This window comes from Ancylobacter pratisalsi (assembly GCF_010669125.1).
GTDB classification, from domain to species: Bacteria; Pseudomonadota; Alphaproteobacteria; order Rhizobiales; family Xanthobacteraceae; genus Ancylobacter; species Ancylobacter pratisalsi.
In genome coordinates, this window is the sequence record NZ_CP048630.1 from 3698966 (window position 1) to 3714301 (window position 15336).

Sequence of the window (15336 nt, forward strand, 5' to 3'; positions counted from 1 at the left end):
GGATCAAGAAAATGTCAGCACTCTCGTTCCCCGAGGCTGCCGCGTTGCTATGTTTGGTCGGGGCGGCCTAGCGCGGCGTCGTGGTGGGCGATCTGACCGACCCGGCGAGCAGGGCCGCCGCGCTGCAAAGTGTCGGCCGTGTCTTCTACATCGCGCCCGTTGCGCTTCCCGACGAGGCTATCCTGGGAAAGGCGTTTGTCGATGCAGCGATCGCGAGCGGCGTACGGCGCTTCGTGTTCTCGTCGGTCATTCATCCGGTGCTGAGCGGCCTTTCCAACCATGCACTCAAGGCGCCCGTCGAGGATGCGGTGCTCAATTCGGAGCTTGAATACACTTTCCTCCATCCGACAGTGCTGTTTCAGAATTTTGCCGCGGCCTGGGACGGGCTCGAAGAGCGGGGTGGTCAGCGAGCCCTGCTCGATAGGACTCGTCCGGTGCTCTCGCGACAATGGCAACCGCGTTGCCGCTCATAACGGCGGCGCGACAAAGAGCTTTTCCGGAAACGTCTTCTCCACCACTTCGAGGAAGGCGCGGACCTTGGCGCCGATCAAGCGGCGTGAACTCTGCAAGGCCCAAATCTCGACCGGCGGACCGGCATGCGTTCCCCAGTAGGCAAGCCTGCCGGCCTCGATGTCGTCGGTGACCAGGAGCTTGGGCAGCAAGGCCGCGCCGGCGCCCAAGAGCACGGCATCGCGGACCATCAGCAGCGAAGAGAGTCGCAGAACCGGGTCCGGCCGCAGGACGATATCGGACTCCGTTCCTGATTTCATCCGCCAGACCGCCGTCGGCGATGCCGCGGAGAGCACAACGGCCTTTGCCGTCGATTCGTCTTCATCCACGCCTCTATCGGGACGCGGCATGCCGGGCGGTGCCACGATCAGGCGTTCATCGTTGAGGAACCGGCGGCCGACCAGGCGTTCATCGGGCGATGGGTCGATCCGGATGATCAGGTCGTAGCCATCTTCGACCGGATCGACCTTGCGGTCCTCGGCAACGATCTCGAGCTGGACCTCCGGATAGGCCAGCGCAAACCGCGCACCGATCCGGGGCATCGCGACGTGTGCGAAGACGACCGGCGCACTGACCCGCAGCCTGCCTCTCGGCGTCGACGCGCCAAGGACCACCGCCTCACCGGCTTCGGCGATTTCACTCAGCAGCCCGTGTGTCCGCTCATGCAGCGCCCGTCCTTCATCGGTCAATCGCAGGTTCTGAGACCCGCGCTCGATGAGCCGTACGCCGAGGCTCTGTTCAAGTTCGCCCACCCGTCGGGACAGAGTGGCCTTGGAGCGGCCCGAAACGCGGGCAGCACGGCCGAACCCGCCGTGCGCCGCGACGAGGTCGAAGTCGGACAGAGCCTGCAGGTCCATCAAAGTGTTCCGTATTTGAGACGCGTAATCTCGATACTGGCACCTTCTAAACGATAATGAAACGGCTATCTTCATCCTCAGAGATGCAACACGCATCGCCACAGGAGATTTCGACATGACCATTCTCGTAACCGGCAGCACAGGAACCATCGGGGCACAGGTCCTGGCTCAGCTTCAAAATCGCAACGCCGATGTTCGCGCCCTGACACGCTCTCCAGAGACGGCGCAGCTTCCCGCAGGTGTGACGGCGGTTCGCGGCGATCTCTCCGACCCGGATTCGGTGCGCGCCGCGTTGCAGGGCGTCGACACGTTGTTCCTGCTAGCTCCCAATGTTGCCGATGAACTGACACAGACCATGCTGGCGCTGACCGTTGCCCGCGAGGCCGGCATCAAGGGCGTGGTCTATCTGTCGGTGTTTGGCGGCGACGTCTATGCCGACGTGCCCCATTTTGCCGGCAAGTACACGGTCGAACGCATGATCGAGGCGCTCGACCTGCCAGCGACTGTCCTGCGTCCCGCCTACTTCATCCAGAACGATCTTCGGCAGAAGGACGGACTGCTGAAGGGCGGTGTTTACGGTTCGCCGATCGGCGACAAAGGCATCTCGATGGTCGATATCCGCGACATCGGCGAGGCCGCCGCGACCGAACTGGTTCGTCGCGAACAGGCACCAACGCCGCTGCCCCGCGAGACCTATGCCCTGGTTGGTCCGGACAGCCTGACCGGCCAAGGCATCGCCACAATCTGGAGCGAGGCCCTCGGCCGCCCGATCCGGCATGGCGGCAACGATCTCGTCATCATGGAGCAGCGCACCAAGACCATGCTGCCCGCCTGGCATGCGCTCGACCTGCGCCTGATGTTCGGCCGCTACCAGACCGAAGGCGCGGTTGCGAGCGCTGACGACATCGCCCGGCTGACCAAACTGCTCGGCCACGCCCCCCGCTCCTACGCCGCTTTTGCCAAGGACGCTGCCGCCCAGTGGGCGAAGAACTGAACCCGCACTGTACCACCTCAACATAGGAGACCTGCCATGATCACAATCCAACCCCTCTTGCCCGAAGATGCTCCCGCGGTCGCCGCGATGCGACAGGCCACGGCCGCCCATAAGGGCGACAAGCTCGGCCCGGAGGCCCGGCCGATGTTCGACGGCATGTTTGCTGCCACGCCCGCTGCGGCGGATGTCCGGGTCGAGGCTGGGACGGTCGGCGGCATTGCGGGCTTTTGGGTTCGGCCGGCAGGTGCACAACCGGGCGCTCGCGTGCTCTATATTCACGGCGGCGGCTACGTGCTCGGCTCGGCGCAGGCGTTCACCAGTTTCGTGGGCCAGATTGCCCGGCGCGCGGGAGCCGATGCCTTTGTCCCGGACTACCGGCTCGCGCCAGAACACCCATACCCGGCAGCGATCGACGATGCGGTCGCTGTATATCACGGTCTCGTCGCCGAAGGCGCCGAACGGATCGTCGTCGTTGGCGACTCTGCCGGAGGTGGCCTGACGCTGGCGCTGCTCTCCATCCTTGCCACCGACAAGACAAGCGGCGTAGTGCAACCGGTCGGTGCGGCGGTGATGTCGCCCTTGACCGACCTAGCAATGGCCGGCGAGAGCTACGAAACCAGGGCCGAGGCCGACCCGATCTTCACGCGCGACGTGCTCAAAGCATTTTCGGACATGTATCTGCGGGGCCAGGATGCCACGCTGCCCAAGGCATCGCCGCTCTATGCTCAACTCAACGGCCTGCCACCGATCCGCCTGGATGTCGGTGACAACGAAGTGCTGCTCTCCGACTCCACCCGCTACGCCGACCGGGCGCAGGCGGCAGGCGTCGAGGTCACGCTGTCGGTCTGGGAGGGCATGGCGCATGTGTTTCAGTCCTCCCTGGGGCAATTTGTGGCGGCCGAGCAGTCCGTCGACGCCATCGGCGAATTCCTGCGCCAGCGGCTCGCCGTCCCGTCTAACGCAATCAAAGGAGCTTGATCATGACACGCGTATTATTCATCGGGCAGAAGCCGGAAACCGTCGACTTTTCCGATCCCTCCCTGCCACCAGGGTTCGATGCTCAAAAAATCCAGGCAGGCATCGACCTCGCGGAAACGACTATGACAGAGCGCGGTTGGGACGCCGACATCTGCATGATCGCTCCCGATGACAGTGGCATCGCAGCATTGGCCGCGCAGCTGGCGGGCACGGACTATGATTGCGTCGTGATCGGTGGCGGCCTGCGCATCCCACTCAAGGGACTGGAGTTCTTTGAGAAGGTCGTGAATGCCATCCACCAGGGCGCACCGAAGGCGGCGATCGCCTTCAACACCCGTCCCCAGGATACTGCGGAAGCGGCGGCGCGATGGGTCAGCGCGGATTGACAGCAAGGCGGGCGCGACACCTGACTGCCGCATCGGCCATTCTCGGATATGAGCTTTGCCTCGATGTAAGTAAGTGTCCGCTTTTCGGAAAACGGCCGTTTCTTCTACCCCGAACTGGCCGCAACCGACCCCGTTCTCTGCAATTCGTCACAACGATTGAGCGTGTACCAATGCTGAAGTTTCTCGACTAGTCTTCTTCGAGCCCGATATGGCCTGGCGCGTTCAGGTCGATGGCAGCATCGCCGATCAGGACGGTCCAGTTCCAGCCCGCCGATCTTCATGGCCCACGCTGTACGCAACTCGTCGAAGATCGCTTCGCCCTCTGACATCACCTCGTAGCCCAGGTCGGTGATGGTAAGAAGCTTGCGTCGCGAGTCGGTCGCATCATCCAAACGGGCAACATAGCCATGCTTTCCCAGGAGGCCGATCACCTTGGCGGCAGCCTGCTTGGAGACCGACAGTCGCCGTCCCAAGTCTGTCATAAAGCGGTGCTGTGCATTCTGGGTGATCGCTAGTTGTCGCGCGCGGGATCGATATCCTCCGAAATTTCCTGCCTGAGCTTCGGCCCCTGAGCGAGTCGCCGACCGAGCGCCGAGACGAACGCCTCATAGCGCTCGCCGGCCTTGGCCCGCGCAGCCTGCGCGGCGGGCTCGGGCAGTGCCGGCGTCGTCGTTAGCCAGAACCGGATGAACACAGCCAGTGTTTCGACGGCGATTCCAAGGTCGCGCTCCATGCGCGCCAAACGGCGGTCGAGCTGATCGAGCCGCTTGGTCGTCGCCGCCTCCTGCCGTTCGGCGGCGTCAGGTGACAGGAAAGAGGCGATGCCGGCTTCGGCGATCAGCGAGAGGGATTGATCGCGCCGGGCAGCGTGCGCAGCCAGCGCCTTCATGACGTCCGGTTCGAGATACACGGATAGCCGCTGCTTTTTGGGAGGCTTTGCCATGGTGCCTCCTAAAGCTCGACGCCGTCGCCGGGATCGAGCGACGCTTGGCGCGCGACCTGGCGCATGGTCTGATTCATACGCGAGAGACGTGCGGCGTCCTCATCGGCATTGTCGCGGGGATCGATCTCGAATTCGTTTTCGATGGGCTCCTTCCGCTCGACGGGCTTTGAGCGGCTCAATTCCGGCTGGTGCCGGCGCTCGGAGTCGGTCGTATCTTCATCTTCCGATCCGCCGCCGCCGCCGTTAGCCGTCGCCACCGCTGGCGTCACCGGAAGGGGCAGCGTGCTCCAGTCATCCGGCCGAACCGTTGTCGATTTGACGAGGTTCGGCGGCGGCAAGATGCGCTCCTGAAACCGGCGATCCTCATAATATCGCGCCTTCTTCGCGCGGATCGGGGGAGTGCCGGCGACCATGACGATTTCATCAGATGGCGGAAGCTGCATGATCTCACCGGGCGTCATCAGTTGCCGGGCTGTCTCCGAGCGCGAGACCATCATGTGGCCAAGCCAGGGCGACAGGCGATGACCGGCATAGTTCTTCATCGCGCGCATCTCGGTCGCGGTGCCGAGCGCGTCCGAGACACGTTTGGCGGTCCGTTCGTCATTGGTGGCGAAGCTGACGCGGACATGGCAGTTGTCGAGGATCGAGTTGTTGGGCCCATAGGCCTTCTCGATCTGGTTCAGCGACTGGGCGATGAGGAAGGCTTTGAGCCCGTAACCCGCCATGAAGGCAAGCGCGCTCTCGAAGAAGTCGAGTCGGCCAAGGGCCGGAAATTCGTCGAGCATCAGGAGAAGACGATGGCGGTTGCCGTTCGCCTTCAGATCTTCCGTGAGCCGCCGGCCGATTTGATTGAGGATCAGGCGGATCAGCGGCTTGGTCCGGTTGATGTCCGACGGCGGCACCACGAGGTAGAGCGTCGTCGGATGCTTGCCGCCGACGATGTCGACGATGCGCCAATCGCAGCGGCGAGTGACCTCGGCGACGACGGGATCGCGATAGAGGCCGAGGAACGACATCGCGGTGGACAGCACGCCCGATCGTTCGTTGTCGGATTTGTTCAGCAACTCGCGCGCGGCGCTGGCGATCACCGGATGCGGGCCGGCCTCGCCGAGATGGGCGGTCTTCATCATGGCGGCGAGAGTCGAATCGATCGGCCGCTTTGGATCGGAGAGGAAGGCGGCGACGCCCGCCAGTGTCTTGTCGGCCTCGGCGTAGAGGACGTGCAGAATGGCGCCGACCAGCAACGCGTGGCTGGTCTTTTCCCAGTGATTCCGTTTCTCGAGCGAGCCCTCCGGGTCGACCAGGATGTCGGCGATGTTCTGGACGTCGCGGACCTCCCATTCGCCGCGGCGGACCTCGAGCAGCGGATTGTAGGCGGCCGACTTCGCATTGGTCGGATCGAATAGCAGCACGCGACCATGCCGTGCGCGATAGCCGGCGGTGAGCGTCCAGTTCTCCCCCTTGATGTCATGGACGATGGCAGAGCCCGGCCAGGTCAGCAGCGACGGCACGACCAGGCCGACGCCCTTGCCGGATCTCGTCGGTGCGAAGCACAGAACATGCTCGGGTCCGTCGTGGCGGAGATAGTCGCGCTCGAACTTCCCCAGGATGACGCCATCCGCGCCCAAGAGGCCGGCGGCGCTCACTTCGCGAGCATCGGCCCATCGGGCGGAACCGAACGTCTCGGCGTTCTTGGCCTCGCGCGCCCGCCAGACGGACATGCCGATCGCGACGGCGATGGAGATGAAGCCGCCCGACGCTGCGATATATGCCCCCTCGATGAAGATCGGCGGGGCATAGGCATCGTAGAAGTACCACCACCAGAAGAAGGCGGGCGGATAGTAGATTGGCCAGCCGGCCAACTCGAACCAGGGGAGTCCGAGCTGCGGCTGGAAGCCAAGCCGATAGGCCGTCCACTGCGTCGCCGCCCAGGTTGTCATGAGCACGATCAGGAAGACGGTGAGGATCTGGCCCCAGAGGATTTTGGTCGCTGACATGGCGGGCACTCCTTTCTTGGCTGGGCTACATGCCGAGGCCGCGGTTGCGGCCGAAGCTCCAGTCGACCCCACCGCCGCCGCGCGACACACCGGAGACGTGCCGACCGATCTGATGTTCGAGGGAGGGCGACCAGGGCACGAGTTGGAAGCCGAGGCCGTCGTCGATCATGGCGAAGCGGCCCGACGCGAGCGTGAAGCGCTGGCGATAGGTGCCCGCCACATATTCGCCCGTCGCGGCCTTCGTGAACTGGCGCCCGGTCTCGGCCGCCAGCTTTTCGCCCAAGGCCTCCACCTCGCGCTGCCGCAACGTGTCGATCAGGCCCGGGGAGAAGCTGACGCCGCGCGCTTGCCGCTCGGCGAGACCCTGACCAACGAGATGTTCGGCCCGTCTGTCCATCGCCTGGCGCACCTCCGCGCCGAACCCGCCGCCGCCGAGCGGGACGGTTTCGCGGGCGATCGCCTGCCGGTCGAGCCATGTCGCGCCGGTCGCGTTGACCTGGGCGGAGATGTCGAGATCGGAGCGGACAGCGAGCGCGACCCGCCTGCGTCCCTGCGCGTCGTCGAATTTACGCAGCTCGACGATCGAGCCCGGCGCGCTGTCGCCGGCCGCGTCGAGGTCGGGTAGCTTGATGTGATGGGTTCGTCCGTCGGTGCCATCGACCACGGCGTAGGCCGTCCCCTTCAGCTCATCGTCGAGACCACGATCGACCAGGCGGCCGATGACGGGATCGTTAAGGCTCTCGCCGGCGAGCACATAGCTGGCGGCGCCGCGTTCGATGCCGCGCTCGGTCAGGCCACGGTGGATGCGTTTGATGATGTCGCCGCGTTCGCCCAGCTCGCGCAGCGTCGCCTCGGCATTCTCGGACACGGCCCATTGGCCGGGGCCAACCTGATCGGCGAGGCCGAGCGTCTCCAGCTTCCGCAACCGACCGACCTTCATCGCATGGAATTCGTCCGGCTGGCGGTCAGGGTGCGGCGCGAGATCGACGACACCGGTGCGATAGCTGTCTCGCGCAAGTTGGCGATCGAGGTTGGTCCAGCGCTCCGCCTCGATCTGCCGTTCGAGATTGCGGCGGATCTCGTGATCGGTGCGCGGCCCCAGCTCCTGGGTGACGAGATCCTGCGCGCGGGCGCGCATGCCTTCCTTGATGTAGTCGCGCGAGATGACGAGGTCCTGGCCGTCATCGGTGCGACCGCGCAGGATGATATGAACGTGGGGGTTATCGGTGTTCCAGTGGTCGACGCCGACCCAGTCGAGCTTGGTCCCGAGGTCCTTCTCCATCTGCCCCATCAGGTCGCGGGTGAAGGTCTTGAGGTCTGACATCTCGGTCGCGTCCTCCGGCGAGACGATGAACCGGAAGTGATGCCGGTCGTCCTGGGTTCGCTCGGCGAAGGACTTGGGATCGGCGTCCTCGGTCTCCGGCCCGAAGAGCCGGGCCTTCTCTCCATCCCGGGTGACGCCCTCGCGCCGGAGATAGCTGAGGTGGGCGGAGAGCGGCGCGGCCCGAGCGGTGTGCCGGACGACGCGCGTCTTGATCACCGTGTTGCGCGATCGGCTGGTGAGCAGACGATTGGCCTGCACCGTCGCGCGCTGGCCGCGGCCGAACCGCGAGCGGTTGCCCGAGCTGATCTTGCCGGAGCGCGAGACGCTGCCGCCGGCGCGTTGGGCGGCCGCCAGCGCCTGCGCGATGAAAGGCCGCGCCTGTTGCGCGCGAGTCGAGCGGATGCGGCCTGGCCGGATGCGGAAATCGTCCTCGCCGCTCATGGTCGAGGCACCGCACATCGCGCGATCGCGCGGAAATCCTTGCAGAAATCGCGATAGCGCAGGCTGCGCAGATCAGGCGCACCTCGCGCCAACGCGCCATAAGTCTCTGAAAACACACGACCGCACCAAGCCGCACATCGCGCGCTTTTATCTCGCCATCGTTCGGTTGTGCTGCCTGCTCTTCGCGCCTCTGACGCCGAATCCACGCCAGAGCCCGAGAATGCCGCATGAAGTGCGAAGCCCCTCATCGCGGCCCCGCACTGTCGGTTCGCGCCACGAACAGCCCGTCCGATCGCAGTGCAGGCAGGACCGGATCGCGCGCGGACTCCTGCGCGGAGGGTGCAGCCGGATCGCCGTCCCGCTGCCGCTGGACTGCACGCGGCCTGCTATCGACCTGCGCGATGAAGAGGGGTGCTCGGGTCCAGGCGAGCGGATCGGCGGTTGCTACCGAGACGGGGGCAGCGAGATCGCCGCCGCCGACGATCGGTGCGAGAGCGGCGACATACGCGCGCGTTTCGGCCGGCAGTTGGCGGCCCGTCGCGCGATATTCCTCGTAGCGCCCAGGGCCGGCATTGTAGGCAGCCAGAAAGCCCGGCGAGCCGTAGCGGTCGTGCATCTCCCGCAGGTAGGCGGCTCCCGCCAGGATGTTGTCGCGCGGGTCGTAGGGATCGTTGCCGAGACCATGTCGGGTGCGCAAATCGCCCCACGTCGCTGGCATGATCTGCATCAGGCCTATCGCGCCCTTGGGCGAGATCGCGCGCACATCACTGCGGCTTTCGACGCGCATGACGGCTCGAACCCACGCCTCCGGAATGCCGAACCGGCGCGCTGCGTCGGTGATATGACCAGCATAAGGATCGCTAGGTGATGCGCGCTCCACCGATGCGTCTTGTGCGGAGGCCGGGACGGTCGACGACAGGCTGGTGAATAGGCCGGAAAGGAGAAGGAAGACTGTGTGCCGGACGGTGGGAAACCGTCCGACAACAGCGCGATGGCGGCGGGCCGGCATCGCTCAGTCCCGCTCGCCGCGCTTGGGCGGGCGGTTCCAGTGCAGGCCCCAGGCCGATTTGTTGTCGGCCGACTGAAAAAGGTTAACGCGGATCGGCTGCGGAAAGCATGGATCGTCGAGCTGCAGCGCGACGTACTCCCCGGCCTTCTCGCCGGTGCGCTTCCAACCCGCGCCGAGCTCGGCACGGGGTTCGTTGTTCATGCTGTCGAAGACATGCACGCGGAAATCCGGCGCATTCTCGGCGTCGGACGGCTCGGCGGGAATGATGATGATGTCCTGATGCAGCAGGAGTGTTTCCAAGTGGCCGATGAAGCCGCCAGCGTCGCGCGTAAACTGACCTATCAGGGACATGATTGCCTCCGTGAATCTGCGGTGTGGTTGGGATTGGGCACGCCGTCACCGCGTCGGCGTGCGCCAGATGAAGCGGCCATCGCCGTCCTCGTCGGTGTAGACAGGGATGGCCCGGCCGATCACGGCGGAGGCAGGCAGCGGTCCGAAGTAACGGCCGTCGAGACTGTCGCGGACCTGCCAGTTCATCAGGAAAAGCTCGCCCTTGGCGACGACGCGGCAGCCCTGCCAGACGGGCAGCGGATTGCCGCGGCGGTCGCGATCCAGCGCCTCGCCCATCGGCGCGGCATCGACGGTGATCGCGAGGCCCGTCCTGCAAACCCGCTGGCCAGGAAGCGCCACGACGCGCTTCATCAGCGGTACGCCACGCGGCAGATATCCGCCCTCAGCAAGAAAGCTCGCGAGCGGCTCGGGCGCGCGCACGGCGACTAGATCGGTCACGTCTGGGGACTGGTCCGGCTCAATGGCGTAAAGGCCGATCGGCGTGCTCGCCGACGCGTTCCAGATCAGCTTCGGTGCAAAGGATACGAGGGACAGGATACCGAGCAAGGACACCGCTCCCGTCGTGGTGATGGCGTAGCCAAGCCGGGTCATGCGCCGATCCTCCGCGCCAAGAGGAAGGCGCGGTGGCGCTGCATCGTGTAGGCGCGTGGCATTTCGCAGACGGCAAAGCGATTGTGGACGTGCCGCCAATGATCGGGCGCGACCTCAAGCGGATCGATGCCGATCGTCTCGATCGCGTCGATGTGCTGGAGCATGCGCTCCACCTTCGGCCAGCCATCGACGCGCAGCAGGATGTCGCCGCCGGGCGTCACGGTCGGGATAGTCTGGCAGGCTTCGCCGGGAGCGACGGCGCGCAGAATATCGAGCCGGGAGAGCACGGTGCCGTGCTCGTTCGCGGCCCAGCGCACCAGCGCGAAGGTCGCGCCGGGAGGAAAAAGGAGGATACGGCGGCGGCGGTCGAGCACTTGTTCGCGCACCTCGCGGCCGAAGCGGATCCAGTGCTCGACCTGCTTCTCAATCCAGACGAGCTCGACCTGGGTGAGATCCTCAGGCGGCGCGTGAGGGGCGCGGCCGGGGCGCGCGGATGCGGCGGCAAGGCCGGTCATTGAGCATCTCCTTGAGCTGGTGAAAATTCGCGCTCGAACAGCGCGCGGAGCATGTCGGCGACCGTCTGGCCGCGCTGGAAGGCCGCGATCTTGATCCGGCCGCGCATGTCGGCGGTGACATCGATGGTCAGCCTGGCCGAGAAGTCGTCGGCGTTTTGAGATTGCCGGGTCGGGCGATCGGGGGCCTTGATCCAGCTCTCCGGATCGCCTGGTCGGGACGCGAAGCCGCGCTTGGGGGATCGTTCGCTCATGCGCCGAGCCTCGCCACCTCGGCCGCGAACGCGGCGATCTCGCGCGCACCTGGACTATCCTCGTCCTGCTCAGCAGCGATCCGGCCGGTCTGCACGACATCGGCGAAAACGATGCGCTGACCGATGGTGGTGGCGAGCAAAGGTGGGTCGTGGTCGGCGAGCGTCTCGGCGGTTTCGCGGGCGAGCACCGTGCGCGCCGCGCAGCGGTTCAGTACGAAGCGGGCGGCAAGCTCGGGGCGGTAGATGCGCGCTTCGCCGAGCAGCGCGAGCATCTCGGCCGAGGCCCAACCGTCGAGCGGCGACGGCTGCACCGGGATCAGCACGAGATCGGCGGCGAGCAGCGCCGAGCGCATGAGGCTGGCGACACGTGGCGGCCCATCGATGACGACATGGTCGGCGTCACGCGCCAGCTCCGGCGCTTCGCGGTGGAGCGTGTCGCGAGCCAGGCCGACGATACCGAAGAGTCGCTCCAACCCCTCCCGGCTGCGCTGCTGCGACCAGTCCAGCGCCGAGCCCTGGGGATCGGCGTCGATTAATGTGACGCGCTTGCCGCCTCGAGCCCATTCGCCGGCGAGGTGAAGCGCCAGCGTCGTCTTACCGACGCCGCCCTTCTGGTTGAGGAGCGCGACGATCACGACAGTCTCCCGGGAAAAGGGGACTCGTCCACAGCGGTCGAAAAACGGGTTTGCGTTAGAAAGATTCCGAAGGAATCTAGGTTAGATAAGTTACGGGGTTCGCAAGCAGCTGATTCAGCGCGATGAATCGGCGATTCCGGTCCCCGATAGCACGAGAGTCCGGTCCCCGATGGCACGATGGTGCTGGTCCCTGATAGCACGAGATGATTCACAGCTTATCCCCAGGGCGAGTTGGCGAACGGCGACGGCGGCGCGGGATGCCAAGCGCGTCGGGATCGGTGGTTGCGAATGACAGGATCTCCGGACCACCGAGGCATTGCTCGATGGTGAGCCAGTAGCCCGGCAGCGGTTGACGGCGGACGATGTCGCGCAGGTCGTAGGCGAAGTGTTTGAGCGGCGAGAGGCTGCCGGACTTGGCGTGGAGGTGCGGGAAGTCGAAACTCCAACCGAATTCCTGCTTGCCGCCGTGCTTGCGCACGAGGCGGTAAAGCCAGCGCTCCAGGCCGCCAGTAAGATCGAAGTATTTGCGGTCGATTGTCAGCACGAGCGCGTCGTCGAGGACGGCGCCATAGAACCAGTCGGGGAGGATCAGTTCGAGGCCGAGCGGACGGCCGCGGTGATCGGCGCGCTCCTTCCATTCGTTGATCCAGGAGAAGCGGTGCATTCGCCGCTCGGTCGGCTGGCGGATCGAGGTCGCGACCGTGGTCGATTGCAGCCTATCCAGCGCGGCCTTGAGGCGGTCGTAGTCGCGCAGCGACACACCGCGTCCGATGAAGTTCAGGATCTCATAGGGGGTGGTCGCCATTAGGCGCGAGGGGCGCAGGCCGACGTCGCGCGCCTCGACGATCTGCGAGGCGGCCCAGATGAGGACGTCCGCGTCCCAGATCGTCGCCATGCCATGCTCGGGCACAGCCTCGACGCGGATTTTCACAGAGCCGGCCTTGAAGTCTATCGGCGCCAGACGCTTCGACTTGGCGAGCGAAAAGAACGGGTAGGCCATGAGGTCCTGCGCATCGCGGGGCGCGAGATCGCCGGGCAGCGCCCGGAACAGATCGAGTTGGGCGCGCTCATCGTATTGGGTGTGGCGGGACGACATGGCCGGTCGTCTCAGCGCGGGAAGCGTCCGCCGGCGGCGGTCGAGGCTGTTTGGCGCTTGGCCGGTAAAACAGTGCCGCCGCGCGGATCGGACGTGGAGGTGACGAGACCGCGATCGGCCCAGGCCTGAAGGTCGTCGACGGAATAGACCACGCGGCCGCCGAGCTTGCGGTAAATCGGACCAGTCCCGTAGGTCCGATGCTTCTCAAGGGTGCGTTCGGAAAGGCCAAGGAAGCGCGCCGCCTCCTGCGTTCTCAGGTAGCGTGGCGGTAAATTGGCGGCTCTTTCGGCCATGATCGCACCTCCGTGGTCTCGCGAGCGGCCGCTTCGAATAAGCGGCGGGTTGCAAGCACGGTGGCGCGAAGACGGCGCCCCGGACGATGTCGAAGTAAGATGCTAAAATCGACACGCGAGCGGGTATCAGCGATCCCGGCGTGGGCGGCGCAGCAATGTCCGATAGCCGCCGCGAACGAGCTTCATGCCGTCGCGGGCGAGACGGATGGTGATCTCCCGGATCGGGTCGCCGACCCAGGATGCTGCGTCAATCTTGTGCTGGGGGAAGAGATGCTCGGCGACGGTGCGGTAGATGGCGCCGCTCTCTCGCGCGTCGATCGCGCGCAGCATCTGGCGGGCGCGCTGACGTCTTTGCGGCGTCAGGCGTGGATCAGGCGGCATGCGCTTGCCCAACATCGCGTGCCAGAGGCGTTCGACCGCGGTCAGTCGGTCGGGCGTCAGCTCATCGAATACGATGAACGCGCCGACGGGGCGGGCATCATCGACGTTGAACAGGGCCACGTCGTGAGGCTCGCCGCGCAGTACGAGCCGGATCAGACCAGGATCATGCTCGATGGTGGCGTGGGCGTGCAGATCCTCAACGCTGAGGCGGAGATCTCCCGCCGGGTTCGGTCCGACGGTGAACGGGAGTGTCGCGGGATCGGTTTGCGGGGTCCAGAAGATCGGCTGGATGAGCGCCGAGTTGCGAGGATCGGCAACGAAATCGCAAGCCCCATTGTTCGGCGAACTCGCCCGCGACATCCTCGGTCAACCGCCCGACCGCTACCAGTTCCTGATAGGATTTTCTGTATTCGGGGTTACGACGCAGGAACTCCCAGGCGAGATCGCCGGGGGTTAACTTGTCGATATAGTCATAGGCGGTTTCAGACCGCCAACTTTCATCCTCGGACATTCTCCACTGCCTCCGCGTAAGGTTGTGCAACGCGAGTTTTGCAGCGGATACGATTCCAGTTTGAACGGAGCGCGGGAAGAACGAAGCGGCCGCAACGTGATGCGGTTTACGCATCACCTCAGTGCAGGCGGCCCTGGAGCAACTCGCAAAAACCGCTCTTCGTCATCCATTTCGCGCGATCGAGATGGCTGGTGTAGATGCGCTGAGCGCGCTCCGGTTCGGCTGTGGCATCGAGGCCGAAGAGGACTTCGACGACTTCACGCCAGTCGGCTTTTTCAGCGTCGGCATCCAGCAGCCGGACATACAGCTTCAGATGCGCCTCGTCGTAGGCGGTCAAAACCGTCCCGGCGGGCGGCTGGTCGAGAAAATCGTCCTTGGTCACAACATCCCCCGATCGCGAGATGTATCCAAACTGGAGGAGATTGTTAACCGTGTTTTGATCGGAACGATAACGCGTGGCCTTGACGCGGCACGAGGTGGCAACGCCGCGACCTGTCGAACGTCAGGTTTCCTTCTTCGCATCAACGAGCAGCACTCCCTTGCCCTGATCGGAGTTCAGGAAGACGATGCCGGCGCGTTCGAAAGCCCTTCTCACCTCATCGCGCGTGCTCTCAAAGACCTCGAGGCCACTGGTGGATTCGAGGCGCTTGAGCGCGGTCAATGAGACCCGGGCCTTGTCAGCGAGCGTCTCCTGTGTCCAACCCAGCAACGCGCGTGCGGCCCGAAACTGTCGGGCGGTGATCATGCATGATCACCTCCCACACGTACCTACGCGCACGCCAAAACTACGACTATAATAGTCGTTCTTTTGGAGATTTCATAGTCGGAAGTGGCCGGCCCGGCCCTTACATGCCCGATAAAGGCGATAACTGATTCGGTCGCTTTGACAGCCGAAGGCCCCGGCCTATCCGGCCGGGGCCTCGCGCGGAGCCTCAGTCACCCCGGCGCCCGTTGGGGCGGGACCAGATGAGAGAGAAGGTGTCGCCTTCCTCGTCGTCGAAGAGGTTGGCGTAGATCGGTGCGTTGAAGCTTGGATCGTCCAGCTTGAGACCAAGGTACTCGCGGCCTTCGTTGGAGCGCTTGGACCAGGCGGCGCCGATCTCCGCGCGGCCGACCAGAACCCGGTGGCTAGGGGCGTTCTCACCCGTGGCGCGCTGGTCCGCGACAATGCGCACGCCCTTGGCCTGGACGCTGAGGGTGACGATGTCGCCGGTGAACTCGTTCGAGCCGGTCTTCTTGAAGGTGCCGATGGTCGCCATTGTAAATCTCCGTT

At 65.0% G+C, this 15336-nt stretch carries 22 protein-coding genes; 4 read left to right on the top strand and 18 right to left on the bottom strand.

Annotated features, from left to right (window positions below):
* The first annotated feature begins 83 nt into the window (after positions 1–83).
* Positions 84–473, top strand: a complete 390-nt coding sequence (locus G3A50_RS17340; RefSeq protein ID WP_246251813.1) for an NmrA family NAD(P)-binding protein — start codon at positions 84–86, stop codon at positions 471–473.
* On the opposite strand, the gene G3A50_RS17345 is transcribed toward G3A50_RS17340, so the two are convergent.
* Entirely contained in the window at positions 468–1367 is a 900-nt protein-coding gene (locus tag G3A50_RS17345; RefSeq protein ID WP_163076423.1) for a LysR family transcriptional regulator, read from the bottom strand. The genes G3A50_RS17340 and G3A50_RS17345 overlap by 6 nt on opposite strands.
* Before the next feature lie 115 nt (positions 1368–1482).
* Here G3A50_RS17345 and G3A50_RS17350 point away from each other — a divergent pair, with 115 nt between their 5' ends.
* Genes G3A50_RS17350 through G3A50_RS17360 form a run of 3 tightly spaced genes read left to right on the top strand, consistent with a single transcriptional unit; the run spans position 1483 to position 3725 of the window.
* Positions 1483–2361, top strand: coding sequence for an NmrA/HSCARG family protein (locus G3A50_RS17350; protein ID WP_163076424.1), 879 nt, complete (start codon positions 1483–1485; stop codon positions 2359–2361).
* 36 nt (positions 2362–2397) lie between these two features.
* Positions 2398–3339 (top strand): alpha/beta hydrolase, encoded by a 942-nt coding sequence (locus G3A50_RS17355; RefSeq protein WP_163076425.1) that lies wholly within the window; start codon positions 2398–2400, stop codon positions 3337–3339.
* A gap of 2 nt (positions 3340–3341) precedes the next feature.
* Complete coding sequence (locus G3A50_RS17360; RefSeq protein WP_163076426.1) at positions 3342–3725, top strand: hypothetical protein; 384 nt, start codon at positions 3342–3344, stop codon at positions 3723–3725.
* Between the two features lie 104 nt (positions 3726–3829).
* Here the strand turns inward: G3A50_RS17360 and G3A50_RS17365 are convergent, their stop codons facing one another.
* The 17 genes from G3A50_RS17365 to G3A50_RS17440 form a co-directional block, all read right to left on the bottom strand.
* Positions 3830–4207, bottom strand: coding sequence for a helix-turn-helix domain-containing protein (locus G3A50_RS17365; protein ID WP_163076427.1), 378 nt, complete (start codon positions 4205–4207; stop codon positions 3830–3832).
* Between the two features lie 29 nt (positions 4208–4236).
* The gene (locus G3A50_RS17370) at positions 4237–4668 is read right to left on the bottom strand and encodes a CopG family transcriptional regulator (RefSeq protein WP_163076428.1); all 432 of its coding nucleotides are present in this window, start codon (positions 4666–4668) and stop codon (positions 4237–4239) included.
* An 8-nt stretch (positions 4669–4676) separates the two neighbouring features.
* The gene (locus G3A50_RS17375; protein ID WP_163077785.1) at positions 4677–6665 is read right to left on the bottom strand and encodes a conjugal transfer protein TraG; all 1989 of its coding nucleotides are present in this window, start codon (positions 6663–6665) and stop codon (positions 4677–4679) included.
* Positions 6666–6690: 25 nt separating this feature from the next.
* Positions 6691–8430 (bottom strand): relaxase/mobilization nuclease domain-containing protein, encoded by a 1740-nt coding sequence (locus G3A50_RS17380; RefSeq protein WP_163076429.1) that lies wholly within the window; start codon positions 8428–8430, stop codon positions 6691–6693.
* A gap of 244 nt (positions 8431–8674) precedes the next feature.
* Entirely contained in the window at positions 8675–9439 is a 765-nt protein-coding gene (locus G3A50_RS17385) for a lytic transglycosylase domain-containing protein (protein ID WP_163076430.1), read from the bottom strand.
* 3 nt (positions 9440–9442) lie between these two features.
* On the bottom strand, positions 9443–9790 hold the full coding sequence (locus tag G3A50_RS17390; RefSeq protein WP_163076431.1) for a DUF736 domain-containing protein: 348 nt from the start codon (positions 9788–9790) through the stop codon (positions 9443–9445).
* 45 nt (positions 9791–9835) lie between these two features.
* A complete protein-coding gene (locus tag G3A50_RS17395; RefSeq protein WP_163076432.1) occupies positions 9836–10381 on the bottom strand; it encodes a S26 family signal peptidase in 546 nt (181 codons plus the stop codon).
* Positions 10378–10896: a DUF2840 domain-containing protein gene (locus G3A50_RS17400; RefSeq protein WP_163076433.1), complete on the bottom strand. Its 519-nt coding sequence runs from the start codon at positions 10894–10896 to the stop codon at positions 10378–10380. The genes G3A50_RS17395 and G3A50_RS17400 overlap by 4 nt, the downstream gene beginning before the upstream one ends.
* The gene (locus G3A50_RS17405; protein ID WP_163076434.1) at positions 10893–11147 is read right to left on the bottom strand and encodes a hypothetical protein; all 255 of its coding nucleotides are present in this window, start codon (positions 11145–11147) and stop codon (positions 10893–10895) included. Before G3A50_RS17405 ends, G3A50_RS17400 begins: the two co-directional genes overlap by 4 nt.
* Positions 11144–11782 carry a ParA family partition ATPase gene (parA, locus tag G3A50_RS17410; RefSeq protein WP_163076435.1) on the bottom strand — a complete coding sequence of 213 codons (639 nt, stop codon included), beginning with the start codon at positions 11780–11782 and terminating at the stop codon, positions 11144–11146. Before parA ends, G3A50_RS17405 begins: the two co-directional genes overlap by 4 nt.
* Positions 11783–11990: 208 nt before the next feature.
* Complete coding sequence (locus G3A50_RS17415) at positions 11991–12878, bottom strand: replication initiator protein A (protein ID WP_163076436.1); 888 nt, start codon at positions 12876–12878, stop codon at positions 11991–11993.
* A gap of 11 nt (positions 12879–12889) precedes the next feature.
* Positions 12890–13171 (bottom strand): helix-turn-helix transcriptional regulator, encoded by a 282-nt coding sequence (locus tag G3A50_RS17420; protein ID WP_048648556.1) that lies wholly within the window; start codon positions 13169–13171, stop codon positions 12890–12892.
* Positions 13172–13297: 126 nt separating this feature from the next.
* Complete coding sequence (locus G3A50_RS22690; protein WP_246251815.1) at positions 13298–13672, bottom strand: DUF2285 domain-containing protein; 375 nt, start codon at positions 13670–13672, stop codon at positions 13298–13300.
* 76 nt (positions 13673–13748) lie between these two features.
* The gene (locus G3A50_RS22695; protein WP_246251818.1) at positions 13749–14063 is read right to left on the bottom strand and encodes a transcriptional regulator domain-containing protein; all 315 of its coding nucleotides are present in this window, start codon (positions 14061–14063) and stop codon (positions 13749–13751) included.
* Between the two features lie 118 nt (positions 14064–14181).
* On the bottom strand, positions 14182–14445 hold the full coding sequence (locus G3A50_RS17430) for a DNA -binding domain-containing protein (RefSeq protein ID WP_163076438.1): 264 nt from the start codon (positions 14443–14445) through the stop codon (positions 14182–14184).
* A 120-nt stretch (positions 14446–14565) separates the two neighbouring features.
* Complete coding sequence (locus tag G3A50_RS17435) at positions 14566–14808, bottom strand: helix-turn-helix domain-containing protein (protein WP_024021493.1); 243 nt, start codon at positions 14806–14808, stop codon at positions 14566–14568.
* A 187-nt stretch (positions 14809–14995) separates the two neighbouring features.
* Positions 14996–15322 (bottom strand): DUF736 domain-containing protein, encoded by a 327-nt coding sequence (locus G3A50_RS17440; RefSeq protein ID WP_163076439.1) that lies wholly within the window; start codon positions 15320–15322, stop codon positions 14996–14998.
* Positions 15323–15336 lie beyond the last annotated feature (14 nt).

Coding starts and splice junctions, on each gene's coding strand:
- G3A50_RS17345 (WP_163076423.1), bottom strand. CDS start 1,367: ATGGACCTGCAGGCTCTGTCCGACTTCGACCTCGTCGCGGCGCACGGC.
- G3A50_RS17350 (WP_163076424.1), top strand. CDS start 1,483: ATGACCATTCTCGTAACCGGCAGCACAGGAACCATCGGGGCACAGGTC.
- G3A50_RS17355 (WP_163076425.1), top strand. CDS start 2,398: ATGATCACAATCCAACCCCTCTTGCCCGAAGATGCTCCCGCGGTCGCC.
- G3A50_RS17360 (WP_163076426.1), top strand. CDS start 3,342: ATGACACGCGTATTATTCATCGGGCAGAAGCCGGAAACCGTCGACTTT.
- G3A50_RS17365 (WP_163076427.1), bottom strand. CDS start 4,207: ATGACAGACTTGGGACGGCGACTGTCGGTCTCCAAGCAGGCTGCCGCC.
- G3A50_RS17370 (WP_163076428.1), bottom strand. CDS start 4,668: ATGGCAAAGCCTCCCAAAAAGCAGCGGCTATCCGTGTATCTCGAACCG.
- G3A50_RS17375 (WP_163077785.1), bottom strand. CDS start 6,665: ATGTCAGCGACCAAAATCCTCTGGGGCCAGATCCTCACCGTCTTCCTG.
- G3A50_RS17380 (WP_163076429.1), bottom strand. CDS start 8,430: ATGAGCGGCGAGGACGATTTCCGCATCCGGCCAGGCCGCATCCGCTCG.
- G3A50_RS17385 (WP_163076430.1), bottom strand. CDS start 9,439: ATGCCGGCCCGCCGCCATCGCGCTGTTGTCGGACGGTTTCCCACCGTC.
- G3A50_RS17390 (WP_163076431.1), bottom strand. CDS start 9,790: ATGTCCCTGATAGGTCAGTTTACGCGCGACGCTGGCGGCTTCATCGGC.
- G3A50_RS17395 (WP_163076432.1), bottom strand. CDS start 10,381: ATGACCCGGCTTGGCTACGCCATCACCACGACGGGAGCGGTGTCCTTG.
- G3A50_RS17400 (WP_163076433.1), bottom strand. CDS start 10,896: ATGACCGGCCTTGCCGCCGCATCCGCGCGCCCCGGCCGCGCCCCTCAC.
- G3A50_RS17405 (WP_163076434.1), bottom strand. CDS start 11,147: ATGAGCGAACGATCCCCCAAGCGCGGCTTCGCGTCCCGACCAGGCGAT.
- G3A50_RS17415 (WP_163076436.1), bottom strand. CDS start 12,878: ATGTCGTCCCGCCACACCCAATACGATGAGCGCGCCCAACTCGATCTG.
- G3A50_RS17420 (WP_048648556.1), bottom strand. CDS start 13,171: ATGGCCGAAAGAGCCGCCAATTTACCGCCACGCTACCTGAGAACGCAG.
- G3A50_RS22695 (WP_246251818.1), bottom strand. CDS start 14,063: ATGTCCGAGGATGAAAGTTGGCGGTCTGAAACCGCCTATGACTATATC.
- G3A50_RS17435 (WP_024021493.1), bottom strand. CDS start 14,808: ATGATCACCGCCCGACAGTTTCGGGCCGCACGCGCGTTGCTGGGTTGG.
- G3A50_RS17440 (WP_163076439.1), bottom strand. CDS start 15,322: ATGGCGACCATCGGCACCTTCAAGAAGACCGGCTCGAACGAGTTCACC.